The 16,578-nt window shown below is 73.1% G+C and carries 16 protein-coding genes; 7 read left to right on the top strand and 9 right to left on the bottom strand.

Annotated features, from left to right (window positions below; all coding sequences use genetic code 11):
• The first annotated feature begins 203 nt into the window (after positions 1-203).
• On the top strand, positions 204-1,304 hold the full coding sequence (locus tag ACIP9H_RS10985) for a citrate synthase 2 (RefSeq protein WP_401592501.1): 1,101 nt from the start codon (positions 204-206) through the stop codon (positions 1,302-1,304).
• A 24-nt stretch (positions 1,305-1,328) separates the two neighbouring features.
• A complete protein-coding gene (gene thpR / locus ACIP9H_RS10980) occupies positions 1,329-1,925 on the top strand; it encodes an RNA 2',3'-cyclic phosphodiesterase (protein WP_401592499.1) in 597 nt (198 codons plus the stop codon).
• A 167-nt stretch (positions 1,926-2,092) separates the two neighbouring features.
• Here thpR and ACIP9H_RS10975 read toward each other — a convergent pair whose 3' ends face one another.
• The 3 genes from ACIP9H_RS10975 to ACIP9H_RS10965 all read right to left on the bottom strand — a co-directional run bounded on the left by ACIP9H_RS10975 (position 2,093) and on the right by ACIP9H_RS10965 (position 4,354).
• Positions 2,093-2,512, bottom strand: a complete 420-nt coding sequence (locus ACIP9H_RS10975; protein ID WP_360901092.1) for a CBS domain-containing protein — start codon at positions 2,510-2,512, stop codon at positions 2,093-2,095.
• Between the two features lie 117 nt (positions 2,513-2,629).
• Complete coding sequence (locus tag ACIP9H_RS10970) at positions 2,630-3,625, bottom strand: aldo/keto reductase (RefSeq protein WP_401592496.1); 996 nt, start codon at positions 3,623-3,625, stop codon at positions 2,630-2,632.
• A gap of 57 nt (positions 3,626-3,682) precedes the next feature.
• Positions 3,683-4,354 carry a GDSL-type esterase/lipase family protein gene (locus ACIP9H_RS10965; RefSeq protein ID WP_401592596.1) on the bottom strand — a complete coding sequence of 224 codons (672 nt, stop codon included), beginning with the start codon at positions 4,352-4,354 and terminating at the stop codon, positions 3,683-3,685.
• A gap of 147 nt (positions 4,355-4,501) precedes the next feature.
• Here ACIP9H_RS10965 and ACIP9H_RS10960 point away from each other — a divergent pair, with 147 nt between their 5' ends.
• Both ACIP9H_RS10960 and ACIP9H_RS10955 read left to right on the top strand, forming a co-directional pair.
• Positions 4,502-5,107 carry a DsbA family protein gene (locus ACIP9H_RS10960; protein WP_401592494.1) on the top strand — a complete coding sequence of 202 codons (606 nt, stop codon included), beginning with the start codon at positions 4,502-4,504 and terminating at the stop codon, positions 5,105-5,107.
• A 31-nt stretch (positions 5,108-5,138) separates the two neighbouring features.
• A complete protein-coding gene (locus ACIP9H_RS10955; protein ID WP_401958995.1) occupies positions 5,139-6,200 on the top strand; it encodes a hypothetical protein in 1,062 nt (353 codons plus the stop codon).
• Positions 6,201-6,252: 52 nt separating this feature from the next.
• On the opposite strand, the gene serC is transcribed toward ACIP9H_RS10955, so the two are convergent.
• Complete coding sequence (gene serC, locus ACIP9H_RS10950) at positions 6,253-7,371, bottom strand: phosphoserine transaminase (protein ID WP_360901084.1); 1,119 nt, start codon at positions 7,369-7,371, stop codon at positions 6,253-6,255.
• An 84-nt stretch (positions 7,372-7,455) separates the two neighbouring features.
• Here serC and ACIP9H_RS10945 point away from each other — a divergent pair, with 84 nt between their 5' ends.
• Positions 7,456-10,245 (top strand): FAD-linked oxidase C-terminal domain-containing protein, encoded by a 2,790-nt coding sequence (locus ACIP9H_RS10945; RefSeq protein ID WP_401958779.1) that lies wholly within the window; start codon positions 7,456-7,458, stop codon positions 10,243-10,245.
• A 15-nt stretch (positions 10,246-10,260) separates the two neighbouring features.
• Here ACIP9H_RS10945 and ACIP9H_RS10940 read toward each other — a convergent pair whose 3' ends face one another.
• Together ACIP9H_RS10940 and ACIP9H_RS10935 are read right to left on the bottom strand one after the other, a co-directional pair.
• Positions 10,261-10,833, bottom strand: a complete 573-nt coding sequence (locus ACIP9H_RS10940) for a Uma2 family endonuclease (RefSeq protein WP_401958776.1) — start codon at positions 10,831-10,833, stop codon at positions 10,261-10,263.
• A 130-nt stretch (positions 10,834-10,963) separates the two neighbouring features.
• Positions 10,964-11,863 carry an NADP-dependent oxidoreductase gene (locus tag ACIP9H_RS10935; RefSeq protein ID WP_401592488.1) on the bottom strand — a complete coding sequence of 300 codons (900 nt, stop codon included), beginning with the start codon at positions 11,861-11,863 and terminating at the stop codon, positions 10,964-10,966.
• Between the two features lie 132 nt (positions 11,864-11,995).
• On the opposite strand from ACIP9H_RS10935, the gene ACIP9H_RS10930 reads away from it, so the two are divergent.
• Positions 11,996-12,403, top strand: a complete 408-nt coding sequence (locus ACIP9H_RS10930; RefSeq protein ID WP_360901072.1) for a helix-turn-helix domain-containing protein — start codon at positions 11,996-11,998, stop codon at positions 12,401-12,403.
• 353 nt (positions 12,404-12,756) lie between these two features.
• Here ACIP9H_RS10930 and ACIP9H_RS10925 read toward each other — a convergent pair whose 3' ends face one another.
• Complete coding sequence (locus tag ACIP9H_RS10925) at positions 12,757-14,109, bottom strand: MFS transporter (RefSeq protein WP_401592592.1); 1,353 nt, start codon at positions 14,107-14,109, stop codon at positions 12,757-12,759.
• A 159-nt stretch (positions 14,110-14,268) separates the two neighbouring features.
• The gene (locus tag ACIP9H_RS10920; protein WP_360901651.1) at positions 14,269-14,661 is read right to left on the bottom strand and encodes a MarR family transcriptional regulator; all 393 of its coding nucleotides are present in this window, start codon (positions 14,659-14,661) and stop codon (positions 14,269-14,271) included.
• Positions 14,662-14,860: 199 nt separating this feature from the next.
• On the opposite strand from ACIP9H_RS10920, the gene ACIP9H_RS10915 reads away from it, so the two are divergent.
• The gene (locus ACIP9H_RS10915; protein WP_360901066.1) at positions 14,861-15,070 is read left to right on the top strand and encodes a ribbon-helix-helix protein, CopG family; all 210 of its coding nucleotides are present in this window, start codon (positions 14,861-14,863) and stop codon (positions 15,068-15,070) included.
• Here ACIP9H_RS10915 and ACIP9H_RS10910 read toward each other — a convergent pair.
• Positions 15,040-16,500, bottom strand: coding sequence for an NCS2 family permease (locus ACIP9H_RS10910; protein WP_401592485.1), 1,461 nt, complete (start codon positions 16,498-16,500; stop codon positions 15,040-15,042). The genes ACIP9H_RS10915 and ACIP9H_RS10910 overlap by 31 nt on opposite strands.
• Between the last annotated feature and the right edge of the window lie 78 nt (positions 16,501-16,578).

Genomic DNA, 16,578 nt, shown 5'->3' with positions numbered 1-16,578 from the left:
CCGCGGCACGGTGTGCCGCGAATTATGTGCCCCACCTCACGCTTCACGCCATCCGTGGGAGGGGACAGACTTACAGGCCGGGTATCCGTCGGCACACAGCGCCGACGGCCGCCCGGGGATATCGTTCGGGCACTCCGTGCCACACCCCTGTGCCACAAGCACCGCCCACGCCGATCGTCGACCGCATCAAGAGGAGCCGCCTGATGTCCGACTTCGTACCCGGACTCGAGGGAGTCGTCGCCTTCGAAACGGAGATCGCCGAACCCGACAAGGAAGGCGGCGCCCTCCGCTACCGCGGCGTGGACATCGAGGACCTCGTGGGCCATGTCTCCTTCGGCAACGTGTGGGGCCTGCTGGTCGACGGCGCCTTCAACCCCGGCCTGCCGCCGGCCGAGCCCTTCCCGATCCCCGTGCACTCCGGCGACATCCGTGTCGACGTGCAGTCGGCGCTCGCGATGCTGGCCCCCGTGTGGGGCCTGAAGCCGCTGCTGGACATCGACGCCGAGCAGGCACGCGAGGACCTGGCGCGGGCCGCGGTGATGGCGCTGTCCTACGTGGCGCAGTCCGCCCGCGGCCAGGGGCTGCCGATGGTGCCGCAGAGCGAGATCGACAAGGCGGAGACCGTCGTCGAGCGCTTCATGATCCGCTGGCGCGGCGAGCCCGACCCCAAGCACGTCAAGGCCGTGGACGCCTACTGGACGTCCGCCGCCGAGCACGGCATGAACGCCTCCACCTTCACCGCCCGGGTCATCGCCTCGACCGGCGCCGACGTGGCCGCCGCCCTGTCGGGCGCGGTGGGCGCGATGTCCGGACCGCTGCACGGCGGCGCGCCCTCGCGGGTGCTGGGCATGATCGAGGAGATCGAGCGCACCGGCGACGCGACGGCGTACGTGAAGCAGGCCCTCGACAAGGGCGAGCGCCTGATGGGCTTCGGCCACCGCGTCTACCGCGCCGAGGACCCCCGCGCGCGGGTGCTGCGGCGCACCGCCCGTGAGCTGGGCGCGCCCCGCTACGAGATCGCCGAGGCGCTGGAGAAGGCCGCGCTGGAGGAGCTGCACGCGCGGCGCCCCGACCGCGTGCTGGCGACGAACGTGGAGTTCTGGGCGGCGATCATGCTGGACTTCGCCGAGGTCCCGGCGCACATGTTCACGTCGATGTTCAGCTGCGCCCGCACCGCCGGCTGGTCGGCGCACATCCTGGAGCAGAAGCGCACCGGCCGCCTGGTGCGCCCGTCTGCCCGCTACGTGGGCCCCGGCCCCCGCGACCCGCGCGAGGTCGAGGGCTACGGCGACATCGCGGACTGACGCGGACAGCGGGACCCTGGGGGCATGAGGCTGTTCGTGGCGGTCATGCCCCCCAGGGCGGCGCTGGCGGAACTCGGCGAGGCGGTGGCCGCGCTGCGCGCCCTGCCGGACGCCGACGGGCTGAGATGGACGGACCCTGCGGGGTGGCACATCACGCTGGCGTTCCTCGGGGAGGTCGGCGAGGACCTGCTGCCCGCGCTCGCCGAGCGCCTGGACCGGGCGGCCAGGCGCCATCAGCCGTACCGCACCGGCCTGGCCGGGGGCGGACGCTTCGGCGACCGCACCTTGTGGGCGGGACTGGACGGGCAGGACGGCCCGGGAGCCGGGGACGGCCTGGAGATGGCCCGTGTCGCGGAGGCCGCCCAGGCTGCGGCCCGCAGGGCCGGCGTCCACTACGAGGACGAGCACAGCCGCTTCCATGCCCATCTGACCCTGGCCCGGCAGCGCGGTCACCGCGGCCGGGTGGGCCTGCGGCCCTTCACGGACGCGCTCGCCGCCTTCCGGGGCACCCCGTGGGAGGCCGACTCCGTCGCCCTCGTGCGGAGCCGTCCGCCCGCACCTGGGGTGCCGGGCGCACAGCCCCGCTACGAGCGACTGCGGACCTGCCCGCTGGGGCACTGAACCGCTGGGGTTAACCTCGTTGTGTGGATCCGAAGACCCGAACCCGAGTGATGACCGCCGCCCTCGCCCTGCTGGTGATCGTGGTGATCGTGGGCGCGCTGATCCGCTGACGACGGGTCGGCGGGCCCGGCAGCCGGCCGGGGCGGCGGGACGGGCCGGAGCCCGGCTCAGGTCTCGGCGTAGACGTTCGCGACGAACTCGGCGATCTGCTCGTCGGTGAGGTGCCGGGCCAGGTCGGCCTCGGTGATCATCCCGATGAGCTTCTTGTTCTCGACGACCGGAAGCCGCTTGATGCGGTGGGTCTCCATCTCGCTCAGCACGTCGTTGACGTCCGCTCCCGCGTCGATCCACCGCGGGGTGCCCTCGCAGAGGTCCCCGCAGGTGACCTTCGACGGATCACGGCCGGCCGCCACGCACTTCACGACGATGTCGCGGTCCGTGATGATGCCCATCATCCGGTCGTCCGGTCCGTGGACGGGAAGCGCTCCGACGTGGAGTTCGCGCATGAGCTGCGCGGCCCGGTCGAGGCTCTCGGTCGCCGGGATCGCACGGGCGCCTGGATGCATGATCTGCTTGGCTGTCGTCATATCCTCATCGTGCGCCCGGCCGGGTGAATCTGCGACCGGACCAGGGCGCTTGCGCCGGACGGGGCGGCCCCGGCACGGACGGTGTCCGTGCCGGGGCCGCCCGCGCCGCGGGGCAGGTCACCAGGCGAAGGCCTCCGGGGAGGGTCCGGTGCCCGGGAAGATGTTCTCCAGGTCGGCCAACAGGTCCTCCGTCAGCTCCAGTTCGACCGCGCGCAGGGCGGAGTCGAGCTGCTCGCGGGTGCGCGGGCCGACGATCGGGCCGGTGACGCCGGGCCGGGTCAGCAGCCAGGCCAGGGCGACGTCGCCGGGCTGCAGGCCCGCCTTGTCGACCAGGTCCTCGTAACTCTGCACCTGGGCGCGCACGGCGGGGTCCTTCAGCGTGTCGGCGCTGCGGCCGGAGGTCGAGCGGGCACCGCCGCCCTCGCGCTCCTTGCGCAGGGCACCGCCGAGCAGGCCGCCGTGCAACGGGGACCAGGGGATGACGCCCAGCCCGTAGGCCTCGGCCGCCGGGACGACCTCCATCTCGGCGCGCCGCTCGGCCAGGTTGTACAGGCACTGCTCGCTGACCAGGCCGAGCGAACCGCGGCGCGCGGCGGCCTCGTTGGCGCGGGTGATGTGCCAGCCGGCGAAGTTCGACGACCCGGCGTAGAGCACCTTGCCCTGCTGCACCAGGACGTCGACGGCCTGCCAGATCTCCTCCCACGGCGTCGCGCGGTCGACGTGGTGGAACTGGTAGAGGTCGATGTGGTCGGTGCCCAGGCGCTTCAGGCTCGCCTCGCACGCGCGGCGGATGTTGAGCGCGGAGAGCTTGTCCTCGTTGGGCCAGGGGGTGCCGTCGGCGCCCATATTGCCGTACACCTTGGTCGCGAGGACCGTCTTCTCACGGCGGCCGCCGCCCTGGGCGAACCAGGTACCGATGATCTCCTCGGTACGGCCCTTGTTCTCGCCCCAGCCGTAGACGTTGGCGGTGTCGAAGAAGTTGACGCCCGCGTCGAGCGCGGCGTCCATGATCGCGTGGCTGTCGGCCTCGTCCGTCTGCGGGCCGAAGTTCATCGTTCCCAGTACGAGCCGGCTGACCTTGAGTCCGGTGCGTCCGAGCTGTGTGTACTCCATGGGGCACCACCCAAGCTCTTCGAGTGCGCTCGAATCAAGGGCCGTTCCGAGGGCCCGTCAGACGCCCCGGTACGGCGCCCCGGTTCCCCACGCCTGGTGCATCGCGTCGGCGAAGGCGGCGGCGAGCAAATGCTCCCCGGCGGCGCTGGGATGGGTGCCGTCCCAGGTGTGCCGGTCCAGGTCCCAGCCGGCCGGGCGGGACGCCATCAGCAGGGGCGACGCCGGGGTGCCCAGGTCCGCGACGGCCTTGGCGGCCCGGGTGTTGAACTCCTCGCACTGCGCGGCGAATCCGGGGTCCTGAACGCAGCGGGTGTTGGGGATCACCGGCAACAGCACCGCCGCGACACGGGGGTTGGCGGCCCGCGCCCGTTCGACGAACAGCCGCAGGTTCTCCTCGGTCTGCGCGGGGTCGGTGTAGAAGCCGAGGTCTATCAGCCCGAGGGAGACCAGCAGCACGTCCGCGCCGTGCTCGCGCACCGCGTCCTCGATCAGCGGCGCCATGTGCAGCCAGCCCTCGCCCCAGCCCGCCAGGTGGCGGCGCGCCTCCTCCGGGAAGGCCGGGTCGCCGTAGGCGTGGGAGACCGCGGCGTCGGCCGCCGCGTCGTACAGCGCGGTGCGCGGGCCGACCACCGCGAACGGCTCGCCGAGCGAGCTCAGATGCCGCCACATGCGGTAGCGCCACGTGAGGTCGCCGGCGCTGCCGATGGTCATGGAGTCGCCGACGAACATCCAGGAGGTGCGGGGCGGGCGGGACGCTCGGGACAGCCGTGACATAGACGAGATGATAGGCACTCCGGCCCGGCCCGGGATTGGCCCATCGCACCGCAGCCGAAGTGGCCCTGTCCACTGGGCCGTTGCGCTCCTAGTGTCGTGGCCGTGACGCATTCCGTGGATTTCTGGTTCGACCCGGTCTGTCCCTTCGCCTGGATCACCTCCCGCTGGATCCTGGAGGTCGAGCGGCAGCGCGACCTGGACCTGCGCTTCCGTGTGATGAGCCTGTCCGTGCTCAACGAGGGCCGCGAGGGCCTGCCGGAGCGCTACGAGCGCCTGCTGCGCACCGGCTGGGGCCCCGTGCGGGTCTGCGTCGCCGCCGCGCACCACCACGGACAGGAGGTGCTGCGCGACCTGTACACGGCGCTCGGCACCCGGCTGCACGTCCAGGACCGGCCCGTCTCCGACGCGCTGCTGCGCGAGGCGCTGGCCGAGGCGGGACTGCCGGAGGCGCTCGCGGAGGCGGCGGGGAGCACCGCGTACGACGAGGAACTGCGCAAGAGCCACCACGAGGGCATGGACCCGGTCGGCGAGGAGGTGGGCACCCCCACGATCCACATCGACGGGGTCGCGTTCTTCGGGCCCGTGCTGACCTCCGTGCCGCGCGGCGAGGAGGCCCTGCGGGTCTTCGAGGGGGTGCGGCTGCTGGCCGGGTACCCCGCGTTCTTCGAACTGAAGCGCAGCCGTACCGCTGCACCGGACTTCGGCTGAGCCGCTCACCTGGCAGGCTGGGCGCATGCGCATGCGTCCTCTGTTCGCCGCCGCCGCGGCCTCCGCACTCGTCACGGTCCCGCTCCTCGGCCTTCCCGGCCTCGCCGGCAGCGCGGCGGCGGCCGACAGCGACGGCGAGTCCCTGGCCTTCACGATGACGGACCCGCGGATCACCGAGTCGAGCGGCCTGGCCGCCAGCCGGCTGCACAAAGGGGTCTACTGGACGCACAACGACAGCTCCGACGGCCCGTACGTCTACGCCGTGGACTCCGCGACCGGGAAGACCGTCGCGACCGTCACCATGCGCGGGGTCGGCCGTCCGCGCGACGTCGAGGCGATCTCCATCGGACCGGACGGCGACATCTACGTCGGCGACATCGGGGACAACCTCGGCGGCAGCTGGCCGTACGTGTGGATCTACCGCTTCCCGGAGCCGAAGCGCCTGGCCGACCAGACGGTGAAGGCCACCCAGTACGTCGTGAAGTACGACGCCGGGCCGCGCAACGCCGAGGCGATGATGGTCGACCCGCGCACCGGCCGGGTCTGGATCGCGAGCAAGAACGAGGACGGCGGCGCGCTCTACGAGGGTCCGGCCCGGCTGAGCTCCTCCGGCACGAACGTCTTCCGGCGGACCGCCGACATCCCGCTGTGGATCACCGACGGCGCCTTCTCCCCCGACGGCAGCCGCCTGGTGCTGCGCGGCTACTTCGGCGCCCTCATGTACCGCTGGTCCGACGGCACCCCGCACCGCATCGACCAGATGCACGTGCCGCTGCAGCGGCAGGGCGAGTCGGTGACCTTCACCACCGACGGGCGCGACCTGATGTACGGCAGCGAGGGCGAGGACAGCGAGGTCTACCGCGTCCCGTTGACGGGGGACGACCGCCCGGACGACGTCAGCAAGGCCGGCGCCTCCCCGTCCGGCTCGTCGTCCGGCTCCGGCAGCGGGGCGCAGGCGGCGGGCGACGGCTCGGACGGCGTCGGGCCGCGCTCGATGGGGCAGTTCGCGGTCGGCGCCCTGACCATCGCCGCACTGGCCGCGGTCGTCGTGGCGGGCCGCCGGCTGCTGCGCCGGGGCCGCCGCCCGTCCTGAACGCGCGGAAGCCGGTGGGCGCGGCGCCCACCGGCTTCGCGTACCGCTGGGGTCAGAGCCGCTCGGCGACGTAGTCGACGCAGGCGGTCAGCGCCTCCACGTCGGCCGGGTCGACGGCCGGGAACATCGCGACGCGCAGCTGGTTGCGGCCGAGCTTGCGGTACGGCTCGGTGTCGACGATGCCGTTGGCGCGCAGCACCTTGGCGATGGCGGCGGCGTCGATGCCGTCGGCGAAGTCGACGGTGCCGACGACCTGGGAGCGCTTGGCCGGGTCGGAGACGAACGGCGTGGCGTGCTCGGACTTCTCGGCCCAGGTGTACAGGCGCGAGGAGGAGTCGGCCGTGCGGGAGACGGCCCACTCCAGGCCGCCCTGGCCGTTGATCCACTCCAGCTGCTCGTTCAGCAGGAAGAGGGTGGCCAGCGCGGGGGTGTTGTACGTCTGGTTCTTCTTCGAGTTGTCGATCGCGGTCGGCAGGTCGAAGAACGCCGGGATGTGGCGGCCGGAGGCGGCGATCCGCTCGACGCGCTCCAGCGCGGCCGGCGAGAACAGCGCGAGCCACAGGCCGCCGTCGGCGGCGAAGGACTTCTGCGGGGCGAAGTAGTAGACGTCGGTCTCGGTGACGTCCACGGGCAGGCCGCCCGCGCCGGAGGTGGCGTCCACCAGGACCAGCGCGCCCTCGTCGGCGCCCGCGACGCGCCGCAGCGGCATCGCGACACCGGTGGAGGTCTCGTTGTGGGTGAGGGCGTAGACGTCGACACCGGCCTCGGCGGCCGCGTCCGGGTGGGAGCCCGGGTCGGCGGCGATCACGGTCGGCTCGTCCAGCCAGGGCGCGAGCTTGGCGGCCTTGGCGAACTTCGAGGAGAACTCGCCGAAGCTGAGGTGCTGGGACTTCCGCTCGATCAGTCCGTGCGTGGCGATGTCCCAGAACGCGGTGGAACCGCCGTTGCCGAGCACCACCTCGTAGCCCTCGGGGAGGGAGAACAGCTGCCTGATGCCGTCGCGCACCTGGCCGACCAGGTTCTTCACCGGAGCCTGCCGGTGAGAGGTGCCCAGCAGCGAGGTGCCGGTCGCGGCCAGCGCGTCGAGCGCCTCCGGCCGCACCTTGGAGGGGCCCGAACCGAAACGTCCGTCGGCGGGCTTGATGTCAGCGGGGATCTGGATCTCGGCCACGTTCGCAGCGTAGTGCGTTACGGCGTGGTTTCGGGGAGTAGTCCACGCGGTGAGACATGCGCGGCGGTGGGGCAGGCTGGGGGCATGACGGAGGATCTGCGCCGGGCGCTGGAGCGGGCCGTACGGGGCGAGGTCGCCTGCGACCCGCAGAGCCGGGCGCTGGTCACGATGGACGCGTCCAACTACCGGCGTGTCCCGCTGGCCGTGGTGGCGCCGCGGGACGCGGAGGACGTGGCGGCGGCGCTCGCGGTGTGCCGGGAGCACGGGGTGCCGGTGGTCCCGCGCGGCGGCGGCACGTCGATCGCGGGACAGGCGACGGGGACGGGGGTCGTCCTCGACTTCACCCGGCACATGCACCGGATCGTGTCACTGGACCCGCACGCGTTGACGGCCCGCGTGCAGCCCGGTGTCGTCCTGGACGACCTGCGGCGCGCCGCCGCCGACCACGGACTGACCTTCGGCCCCGACCCGTCCACGCACGCCCGCTGCACCCTCGGCGGCATGATCGGCAACAACGCCTGCGGCACGCACTCGGTCGCCTGGGGCACCACCGCGGACAACGTGCGCGGACTGGAGGCGCTCACCTACGGAGGCGACCCGCTGCGCACCCGCGACCCGGTCCGGGCGGACGTGCGGGCCTTCGCCGACGCGCATCTGGCACTGCTGCGCACCGGGTACCCGCAGGACCTGCCGCGCCGCATCTCCGGCTACGCCCTGGACGCGCTGCTGCCCGAGCGGGGCCGCGACCTGGCCCGCGCCCTGACCGGCAGCGAGGGCACACTCGCGGTCGTCACCGAGGCGGAGGTGCGGCTGGTGCCGGCGCCGCCGGTGCGGGTGCTCCTCGTCCTCGGCTACCCGGACGAGGGCGCCGCCGCCGACGCGGCCCCGGCGCTGCTGCCGTACGGCCCGCTGACCGTCGAGGGAATGGCCGCCGACCTGGTCGGCGGCCCCACGGGCGGCCGGAACGAGCTGCTGCCCGAGGGCGCGGCCTGGCTCTTCGTGGAGATGCCGGGCGTCGGCGAGGCCAACGCGCTGCGCCGGCTGGCGGGCGCCGACGGCGCCCTGGCCTCCGCGGTCATCACCGATCCCGCCGCGCAACGCGCCCTGTGGCGGCTGCGGGAGGACGCGGCCGGCACGGCGACGCGCATCAGGACCGGGCCGGACGAGAGCACCGAGGCGTGGCCCGGATGGGAGGACTGCGCCGTACCACCCGCCCGGCTGGGCGCCTACCTGCGGGACTTCCGCGCCCTGCTGGCCTCGCACGGGCTGCGCGGCGCCCCGTACGGGCACTTCGGCGACGGCTGCATCCACGTGCGCATCGACTTCGACCTGGTGCGCGACGCGGGCGTGGCGCGGTTCCGCCGTTTCTCGGAGGACGTGGCCGGCCTGGTGGTGGCGCACGGCGGCTCGCTGTCCGGCGAGCACGGGGACGGCAAGGCGCGCGCGGAGCTGCTGCCGCGCATGTACGGGCCCGAACTGGTCGGCCTGTTCGGCCGGTTCAAGGACCTGCTCGACCCGGCGGGCGGCCTCAACCCCGGCATGCTGGTGCGGCCGGAACCGCTGGACACCGGCCTGCGGTTCGCCGTGCTGCCCAAGGAGCCCGTCGAGGTGGCCTTCGGATATCCGCACGACGGCGGGGACTTCGCCACGGCCGTGCGCCGCTGCGTCGGCGTCGCCAAGTGCCGAGAGGCCGAACCGCCGCAGGGCGCGGGCGTGATGTGCCCCTCGTTCCGCGCGACGGGCGAGGAACGGCACTCCACCCGGGGCCGGGCCCGCCTGCTGCACGAGATGCTGGCGGGCGAGGTCGTCACGGACGGCTGGCGCTCACCGGAGGTCCTGGACGCGCTGGACCTGTGCCTGTCCTGCAAGGGCTGCCGCAGCGACTGCCCGGTGGGCGTCGACATGGCCACGTACAAGGCCGAGTTCCTGCACCACCACTACCGGCGGCGCCTGCGGCCCGCCGCCCACTACGCGCTGGGGCGCCTGCCGGTGTGGCTGCGCGCGGCCGGCCCCTTCGCGGGCACGCTCAACGCGCTGGCCGGGGTACGCCCGCTGGCGGCGCTGGCCCGGCGGGCGGCCGGCATCGCGCCGGAGCGGGCACTGCCGCGGCTGGCCGAGGAGTCCTTCACCCGCTGGTGGCGGCGGACGCACCGGCCACCGGGCCCCCCGGCCGCGGGAGATCTTCTCCTGTGGCCGGACACCTTCACCGACCGCCTGTCCCCCGCGACCGGCCGGGCCGCGGTGCGCGTCCTGGAAGCCGCGGGGCTCCGGCCGGTCCTGCCCCCGCGGGCCGTCTGCTGCGGCCTGACCTGGGTCTCCACCGGCCAGCTCGACCAGGCCCGTGCCGTCATGCGGCGCACGGTGGACCGGTTGCGGCCGGTCCTCGGCGCCGGGCTGCCGGTGGTGGTGCTGGAGCCCAGCTGCGCGGCCGCGCTCCGCACCGACCTGCCCGAACTGCTCGGCACGGACGACGCCCGCGCGCTGGCCTCCTCCGTGCGCACCTTCGCCGAGGCCCTGGAGGAGTTCGCCCCCGGCTGGGCCCCGCCCCGGCTCGCAGCGCCCGTCGCCGGTCAGACGCACTGCCACCAGCACGCCGTCCTCGGCGACGGCCCCGACCGCCGGCTGCGGGCCCGCGCCGGCCTCACCGGGGAACTCTCCGCCGGCTGCTGCGGTCTCGCGGGCAACTTCGGCTTCGAGCGCGGCCATTACGACCTCTCCGTCGCCTGCGCCGAGGAGCAGCTGCTGCCCGCGCTGCGCGCCGCCCGCCCCGGCACCGCCGTCCTCGCCGACGGCTACTCCTGCCGCACCCAGATCGCCCAGCTCGCGGGCGTACCCGCCCGGCACCTCGCGGAGGTGCTGGCCGACGGGCTGTGACGGCGGGGCGCGAGCTCAGAACTCCGTGGTGTCCAGGTCCAGACCGAAGGGCTCGGGAAGACGCAGCGGTGTGCCGAAGGGATGCGGACCGTCCACCACCTGGTAGCCGAGCTCTCCCGGCTCCGCGTACAAGGTGCAACTGCGCTCCTGCCGGTCGACAAGGAGGTACAGCGGGGCGCCGTACTCGGCGTACCGGCGGCGTTCGACGATCCGGTCGGTGTCGCCGTTGGACTCCGAGGTGACCTCCACGACCAGCAGGGTCTGATCGGGCAGCAGTGCCCGCGCTCCCTTGGCGAGTTCACGGGGCACCACGGTCAGATCCGGTACGTACCAGTTGTTCGACCCGGGAAGATCGAGATTGCCCGAACCCGCGATGCACCCGAGCACGCGAAGGGCCGGCCGAATCTGCTCCCGGACCCTGTCCGCGACGTCTTCGTGGTCCCAGGTCGGCGGCACTTGATCGATCACCCCCTCGACCAACTGCACCCCGTCCCCCCGCATGTGCTGGACCGCGAACTTCAGTGCGGTCTCCGGGTCGTCGGCGACGTAGGAGTGCCCTGCGGGGCCCGAGTGGGGCTGAGAGCTCATCGGTCCTCCAGGGGCCGCACGTACGACTGACGACAGCTCCGATTCTCACGCAGCCGCCGCCCTCCCGTCGCGCCCCGATCGCACATTCACTCGAAACGATGAAGCCGCGCCCGTCGCCGCCGGCCCCCGGTCACGGCACCAGCACGAGCCTGCCCCGCAGGCCCCCCTCCGCGAGGCGCGCGTGCGCCTTGGCCGCCTCCTCCAGGGGGTAGGTGTCGGCCACCCGGGTGGTGAGCACGCCCCGGTCCACGAGCGCCGCCAGCTCCGCGAGGCGGGCGCCGTCCGGGCGGACCTGGACGGCGGCGACACGGACGCCGCGTTCGGCGGCGGGGATCGCGTCGGGCCGGGTGGTGACGTAGGCGCCGCCGTCGCGGACGGCGGCCAGGGCGGGACCGCCGAGCGCCGCCGCGTCGAGCGCCGCGTCGACCCGGACGCCGTCCAGGGACGACACGGCCTCGTCCGCCCCCAGCTCCCTCAGCAGCGGCGCGTCGCCGCCGCGGGCCAGGGCGACGACGCGCAGCCCCGCGTGGTGGGCCAGCTGCACGGCGAAGCCCCCGACCGCGCCCGCGGCGCCGGTGACCAGCAGGCGGTCGCCCGGCCGGGCGCCGAGCAGGCCGAGCGCCTGGTCGGCGGTGGGGGCGTTGACCGGGACGGTGGCGGCGTGGACGAGGTCGACGGACGAGGGGGCCGCGGCGACGGCCTCCGCGTCGAGCACGACGTACTCGGCGTGGGCCTTGAGCCGGCCCGACCCGCTCACCAGACCCACGACGGCCGCGCCCTCCGCGAAGCCGGGGACCCCGGCGCCGAGCGCGTCGACCGTCCCGGCGACGTCCCAGCCCAGGCCGAGGAACTCGCCGGGCCCCAGTTCCCGGGGCCCGAACAGTCCGGCCCGGGTGGCGAGATCGGCGGGATTGAGACCGGCCGCGGCGACCCGGATCCGGACCTGGCCCGGTCCCGGCTCGGGCAGCGGCGCCTCGACGACCTCCAGCACCTCGGGCCCGCCGAATCCCCTGATCACAACAGCGCGCATGGCGGAAACTCCCTGTTCTCAACGGTGTGCGGCGGCTGATCCCGCCCACCGCAAACCTAGGGAGAGCTACTCTCTTCTGGTAAGTACGTACCCGGAAGTGCGTACCGTACCCGGAAGTCCGGAGGGAGCCCCATGGCGACGACCACCGCGGCCCAGCGGCGCGAGGAGGCCCGCGCGGTCTACAACGCGTTCATGAAGGGCTGCCCGACGAACGAGCTGCTCGCCCGGATCAGCGACAAATGGGCCGGCCTGCTGCTCTCCGCGCTGGAGGCCGGCCCGCAGCGGTACAGCGACCTCGGCCGCCGCATCCCGGGCGTCAGCCAGAAGATGCTCACGCAGACCCTGCGCACACTGGAGCGCGACGGCCTGGTCTCGCGGACCGTCACACCGTCCGTCCCCGTCCGGGTCGACTACGCCCTCACCCCGCTGGGCGCGAGCCTCGCCCTGCTGTTCTCCGCCGTGAAGAACTGGGCGGAGGAGCACATCGAGGAGGTCTTCGAGGCCCGCGACCGCTACGACGCCGGGACGCCCGCGTCCTGAGCGGGCCGTCCCGGCACCCACCGGACCGGGCACGGGGCCGGCTCCTGCGCCGGTCCCGGTGCGGGTCGACCACGCCCTCGCCCCGCTGGGCGCGAGCCTGGCCCCGCGATCGCCACGACGCCGGGACAGCCGCGTCCGTCGACCGCGGCCCTGGCGCCGGCCGCCGCGGCGCCCACCGGACCGGGAGGGCCGGCGACGGTCCGCGTCGCAAGCCTGCCGATCACCTGTCGCTCTGGAGGGCGTCATCGGCGCGCCGGACGCGACCCGGTCGGCCGCGCCGAGGGCGCCGCCGCCCCGGGCACGGGGCCGACCGCTGGTGCGGGCCGAGCCGATGCGGCGGGCCCGCGCCGCGCTCAGGCGGTCACCGACTCCCTCGGTACCAGCTCGATCAGCTTGTGGTCCTTGCCCCGGTGCAGGTCGATCCTGAGCCGGAGGCCGCCCAGCCGGGCGAGGAACACGCCCACGGAGACGGCCGCCAGCGCCGCGACCAGGCCGCCCGCGAGGAAACCGGTCCTGGCGCCGAACTCGTCGGTCACCCATCCGACGAGCGGGCCGCCGAGCGGGGTGCCGCCGACGAAGACCATCATGAACAGGCTCATGACGCGACCGCGCATGACCGGGTCCGTCGCGAGCTGCACGCTGGCGTTCGCGGTGGTGTTGAACGTCAGCCCGAACATGCCGATCGGCAGCATGAGCACCAGGAACACCCAGTACGTGGGCGACAGCGCGGCCACCATCTCCAGCGCGCCGAAGCCGAACGCGGCCCCCACCAGCAGCCGCAGCCGTGTGCTGCCGCGCCGGGCGGCCAGCAGCGCGCCGATGACGGAGCCGACCGCGAGCACGGAGTTGAACAGGCCGTACATCCCCGCGTCGCCGTGGAAGACGTGGTCGGCGAAGGCGGTCAGCCAGATCGGGAAGTTGTAGGCGAAGGTGCCGATGAAGCCGACCAGGACGATGGGCCAGATCAGTTCGGGCCGGCCGGCCACGTAGCGCAGGCCCTCGCGCAGCTGGCCCTTGCCGCGCGGGGCGGTGGGGACGGCGTACAGGTCGGAGACGCGCATCAGCAGCAGCCCGGCCAGCGGCGCCAGGAAGGACAGGCCGTTGAAGAGGAAGGCCCATCCGCTGCCGACCGCCGTGATCAGCACACCGGCGACGGCGGGGCCGATGAGCCGGGCGCTCTGGAAGTTCGCGGAGTTCAGCGAGACGGCGTTGCGCACGTCGGCCGGTCCGACCATCTCCACCACGAAGGCCTGCCGCGTCGGGTTGTCGACCACGGTGACCATGCCGACGCCGAACGCGATCGCGTAGACGTGCCACACCTGCACCGTGCCGGAGAGCGTGAGCGCCGCCAGCAGCAGGCCGAGCGCGCCCATGGTGATCTGGGTGCCCAGCAGGATCCGGCGCTTGGGGTAGCGGTCGGCGATCACGCCGCCGTAGAGCCCGAAGAGCAGCATCGGCAGGAACTGCAGCGCGGTGGTGATGCCGACCGCGAAGGAGGAGCCGGTCAGGCTCAGTACGAGCCAGTCCTGCGCGATGCGGGACATCCATGTCCCGGTGTTGGAGATCAGCGCGCCCGAGGCGAAGAGCCGGTAGTTGCGGTTGCGCAGCGAGCTGAAGGTGCCCCCGCGGGCGGGGGCGGGCGGCCCTGCGACGCGGGACGCCTCCGCGGCGCCCGCGGCGGTGTCGGCGCCCGCCGGGTTCGCCAGGTCGGCGGGGTCGGCGGCGCCGGCAGCGGCATCGTGAGCTGCCTGGCCGGGGGGTCCGGCGGAATCGATGGACCCGCCCTCGTCGGGCGCGGGACCGGGGGTGGTCGGTTCGGGTGCGGCGTCAGATGCGGCTGCCGAACTCAATCGGGTTTCGCCTCCTCATCGAGGGCTGATGTCGGAGTGGGCGAGCTTCTCCAGGACGGGCGCCGCGGCGCGGAGCGCGGCGCGCTCGTCGTCGTCCAGCCCCTCGATGAGCTGCGCGAGGAAGGCGTTCCTTTTGGCCCGGCTCTCCTCGAGCATCGCTTCGGCAGCCTCGGTCTGCCGGACGACGACCTGGCGGCGGTCGTCCGGGTGGGGGTCCCGGTGGACCAGGCCCTTGGACTCGAGCATGGCGACGATGCGGGTCATCGACGGCGGCTGGACGTGCTCCTTGCGGGCCAGCTCACCGGGTGTGGCGGAGCCGCAGCGGGCCAGGGTGGCCAGCACCGCCATCTCCGTGGGGCTCAGCGACTCGTCGACTCTCTGGTGGCGGAGACGACGGGACAGCCGCATCACGGCGCCGCGCAGCGTGTTCACCGCTGTGCGGTCGTCCTCGGACAGTTCACTCACGTTACTTAGCCTAGCTCATTACTTATGCTAAAGAAAGTCAGGCCTCCCGCGCCAAACGCATTCGTGAGCGAACTCACCCATCCGGGTGAGTTCCGCCCTGAAATCGACGCACGCACGACCGATCGGCGCGGACCCTGGCCCCATGGCTTCGAGAGTGCTCAGCATGCGCATAGACGGGGACTTGCTGGACCGTCTCCAGGCTCACGCCGCGAAACGCGGAATGAGCGTCCAGGACTACATAGTCCGGACGCTCATTCGCGACGACTTCGACGAACGCCTCAAGGCCTCCGTCGACGAGACCGAGCAGTTCTACGCCGACGGCTACGCCAGCCCCAGCGCCGGCATCAGGTAGTAGAAGACGAAGACACCCGCCACCACGTACAGCGCCGCCGGCACCTCGCGGCCGCGCCCCGTCGCCAGCCGCAGCAGGCAGAAGGTGATGAACCCGATGCCGATGCCGTTGGTGATCGAGTAGGTGAAGGGCATCAGCAGCATGGTCAGGAACGCCGGGACGGCGATCGTGAAGTCGCTCCAGTCGATGTCCCGGACCGCGCCCGCCATGATCAGGAAGCCCACCGCCACCAGCGCGGGAGTCGCCGCCTGGGCGGGGACCATGGTGGCCAGCGGGGTGAGGAACAGCGCCACCACGAAGAGCAGACCGGTGACGACCGACGCGAGCCCGGTGCGCGCGCCCTCGCCGGCACCCGCGGTGGACTCCGCGTAGCAGGTGTTGGCCGAGCAGGACGTCAGACCGCCGGCCGCGGTCGCGATGCCGTCGACCATCAGCACCTTGCTCATCCCGGGCAGGTCGCCCTTCTCGTCCAGCAGGTGCGCCTCGTCGCTCACGCCGAGGATGGTGCCCATCGCGTCGAAGAAGCAGCTCAGCAGCACGGTGAAGACGAAGAGCAGACCGGTGACGACGCCGACCTCGCCGAAGCCGCCGAACAGGCTCACCTTGCCCAGCAGCCCGAAGTCGGGGGTGGAGACCGGGTTGCCCGGCCAGTGCGGCACCGTCAGGCCCCACGCGCCCGGCGTGATGTGCGCGACGGCGTCCACGACCAGCGCGAGCACGGTCATCGCCACGATGCTGATGAGGATCGCGCCGGGGACCTTGCGGGCGAGCAGGGCCAGGGTGACCAGCACGCCGAGGATGAAGATCAGCACCGGCCAGCCGAGCAGATGCCCGTTGCCGCCGAGCTGGAGGGGCACGGTGGTGTGCGCGGCGTCCGGGATGCGGGAGACGAAACCGGAGTCGACCAGGCCGATCAGCACGATGAACAGGCCGATGCCGATGGCGATCGCCTTGCGCAGCCCCAGCGGGACCGCGCTCATGACCCGCTCGCGCAGGCCGGTGGCGACCAGCACCATGATCGCCAGGCCCGCGAGGACGACCATGCCCATCGCGTCCGGCCAGCTCATCCGGGGCGCGAGCTGGAGCGCGACGATGGTGTTCACACCGAGGCCGGCCGCGAGCGCGATCGGCACGTTGCCGATGACGCCCATCAGCAGGGTGGTGAACGCGGCGGTCAGGACGGTGGCCGTGACGAGCTGGCCGTTGTCGAGGTGGTGGCCGTACTTGTCCACGCCCGAGCTGAGGATGATCGGGTTCAGGACGATGATGTAGGCCATCGCGAAGAAGGTGGCCAGTCCGCCGCGGATCTCGCGGGGGATCGTGGACCCCCGCTCGGAGATCCGGAAGAACCGGTCGAGCGCGCCGGGGGCGGTCGCCGGGGGCGGGGTCGGGGAGCTGGACACGACCTTTGCGGTGGTCGACGGCGACATGCGGGTCCTTGCGTGGGGGGATCGGGCCGGATTGATCGGGCTTACTTGGATGTTCCTACGAATGATTCACGTCATGCG

Origin of the sequence: Streptomyces sp. NPDC088732, assembly GCF_044751205.1 — a bacterium.
Classification (GTDB): Bacteria; Actinomycetota; Actinomycetes; order Streptomycetales; family Streptomycetaceae; genus Actinacidiphila.
This window is presented reverse-complemented; position numbering and strand designations above follow the sequence as displayed.

Bases quoted from the DNA above. Each gene is read 5' to 3' on its own strand.
- ACIP9H_RS10975 (WP_360901092.1), bottom strand. From the start codon at position 2,512: ATGACGACAGCCAAGCAGATCATGCATCCAGGCGCCCGTGCGATCCCG.
- ACIP9H_RS10970 (WP_401592496.1), bottom strand. From the start codon at position 3,625: ATGGAGTACACACAGCTCGGACGCACCGGACTCAAGGTCAGCCGGCTC.
- thpR (WP_401592499.1), top strand. From the start codon at position 1,329: ATGAGGCTGTTCGTGGCGGTCATGCCCCCCAGGGCGGCGCTGGCGGAA.
- ACIP9H_RS10915 (WP_360901066.1), top strand. From the start codon at position 14,861: ATGGCTTCGAGAGTGCTCAGCATGCGCATAGACGGGGACTTGCTGGAC.
- ACIP9H_RS10955 (WP_401958995.1), top strand. From the start codon at position 5,139: ATGCGTCCTCTGTTCGCCGCCGCCGCGGCCTCCGCACTCGTCACGGTC.
- ACIP9H_RS10965 (WP_401592596.1), bottom strand. From the start codon at position 4,354: ATGTTCGTCGGCGACTCCATGACCATCGGCAGCGCCGGCGACCTCACG.
- ACIP9H_RS10920 (WP_360901651.1), bottom strand. From the start codon at position 14,661: ATGCGGCTGTCCCGTCGTCTCCGCCACCAGAGAGTCGACGAGTCGCTG.
- ACIP9H_RS10910 (WP_401592485.1), bottom strand. From the start codon at position 16,500: ATGTCGCCGTCGACCACCGCAAAGGTCGTGTCCAGCTCCCCGACCCCG.
- ACIP9H_RS10930 (WP_360901072.1), top strand. From the start codon at position 11,996: ATGGCGACGACCACCGCGGCCCAGCGGCGCGAGGAGGCCCGCGCGGTC.
- ACIP9H_RS10945 (WP_401958779.1), top strand. From the start codon at position 7,456: ATGACGGAGGATCTGCGCCGGGCGCTGGAGCGGGCCGTACGGGGCGAG.
- ACIP9H_RS10940 (WP_401958776.1), bottom strand. From the start codon at position 10,833: ATGAGCTCTCAGCCCCACTCGGGCCCCGCAGGGCACTCCTACGTCGCC.
- ACIP9H_RS10935 (WP_401592488.1), bottom strand. From the start codon at position 11,863: ATGCGCGCTGTTGTGATCAGGGGATTCGGCGGGCCCGAGGTGCTGGAG.
- ACIP9H_RS10985 (WP_401592501.1), top strand. From the start codon at position 204: ATGTCCGACTTCGTACCCGGACTCGAGGGAGTCGTCGCCTTCGAAACG.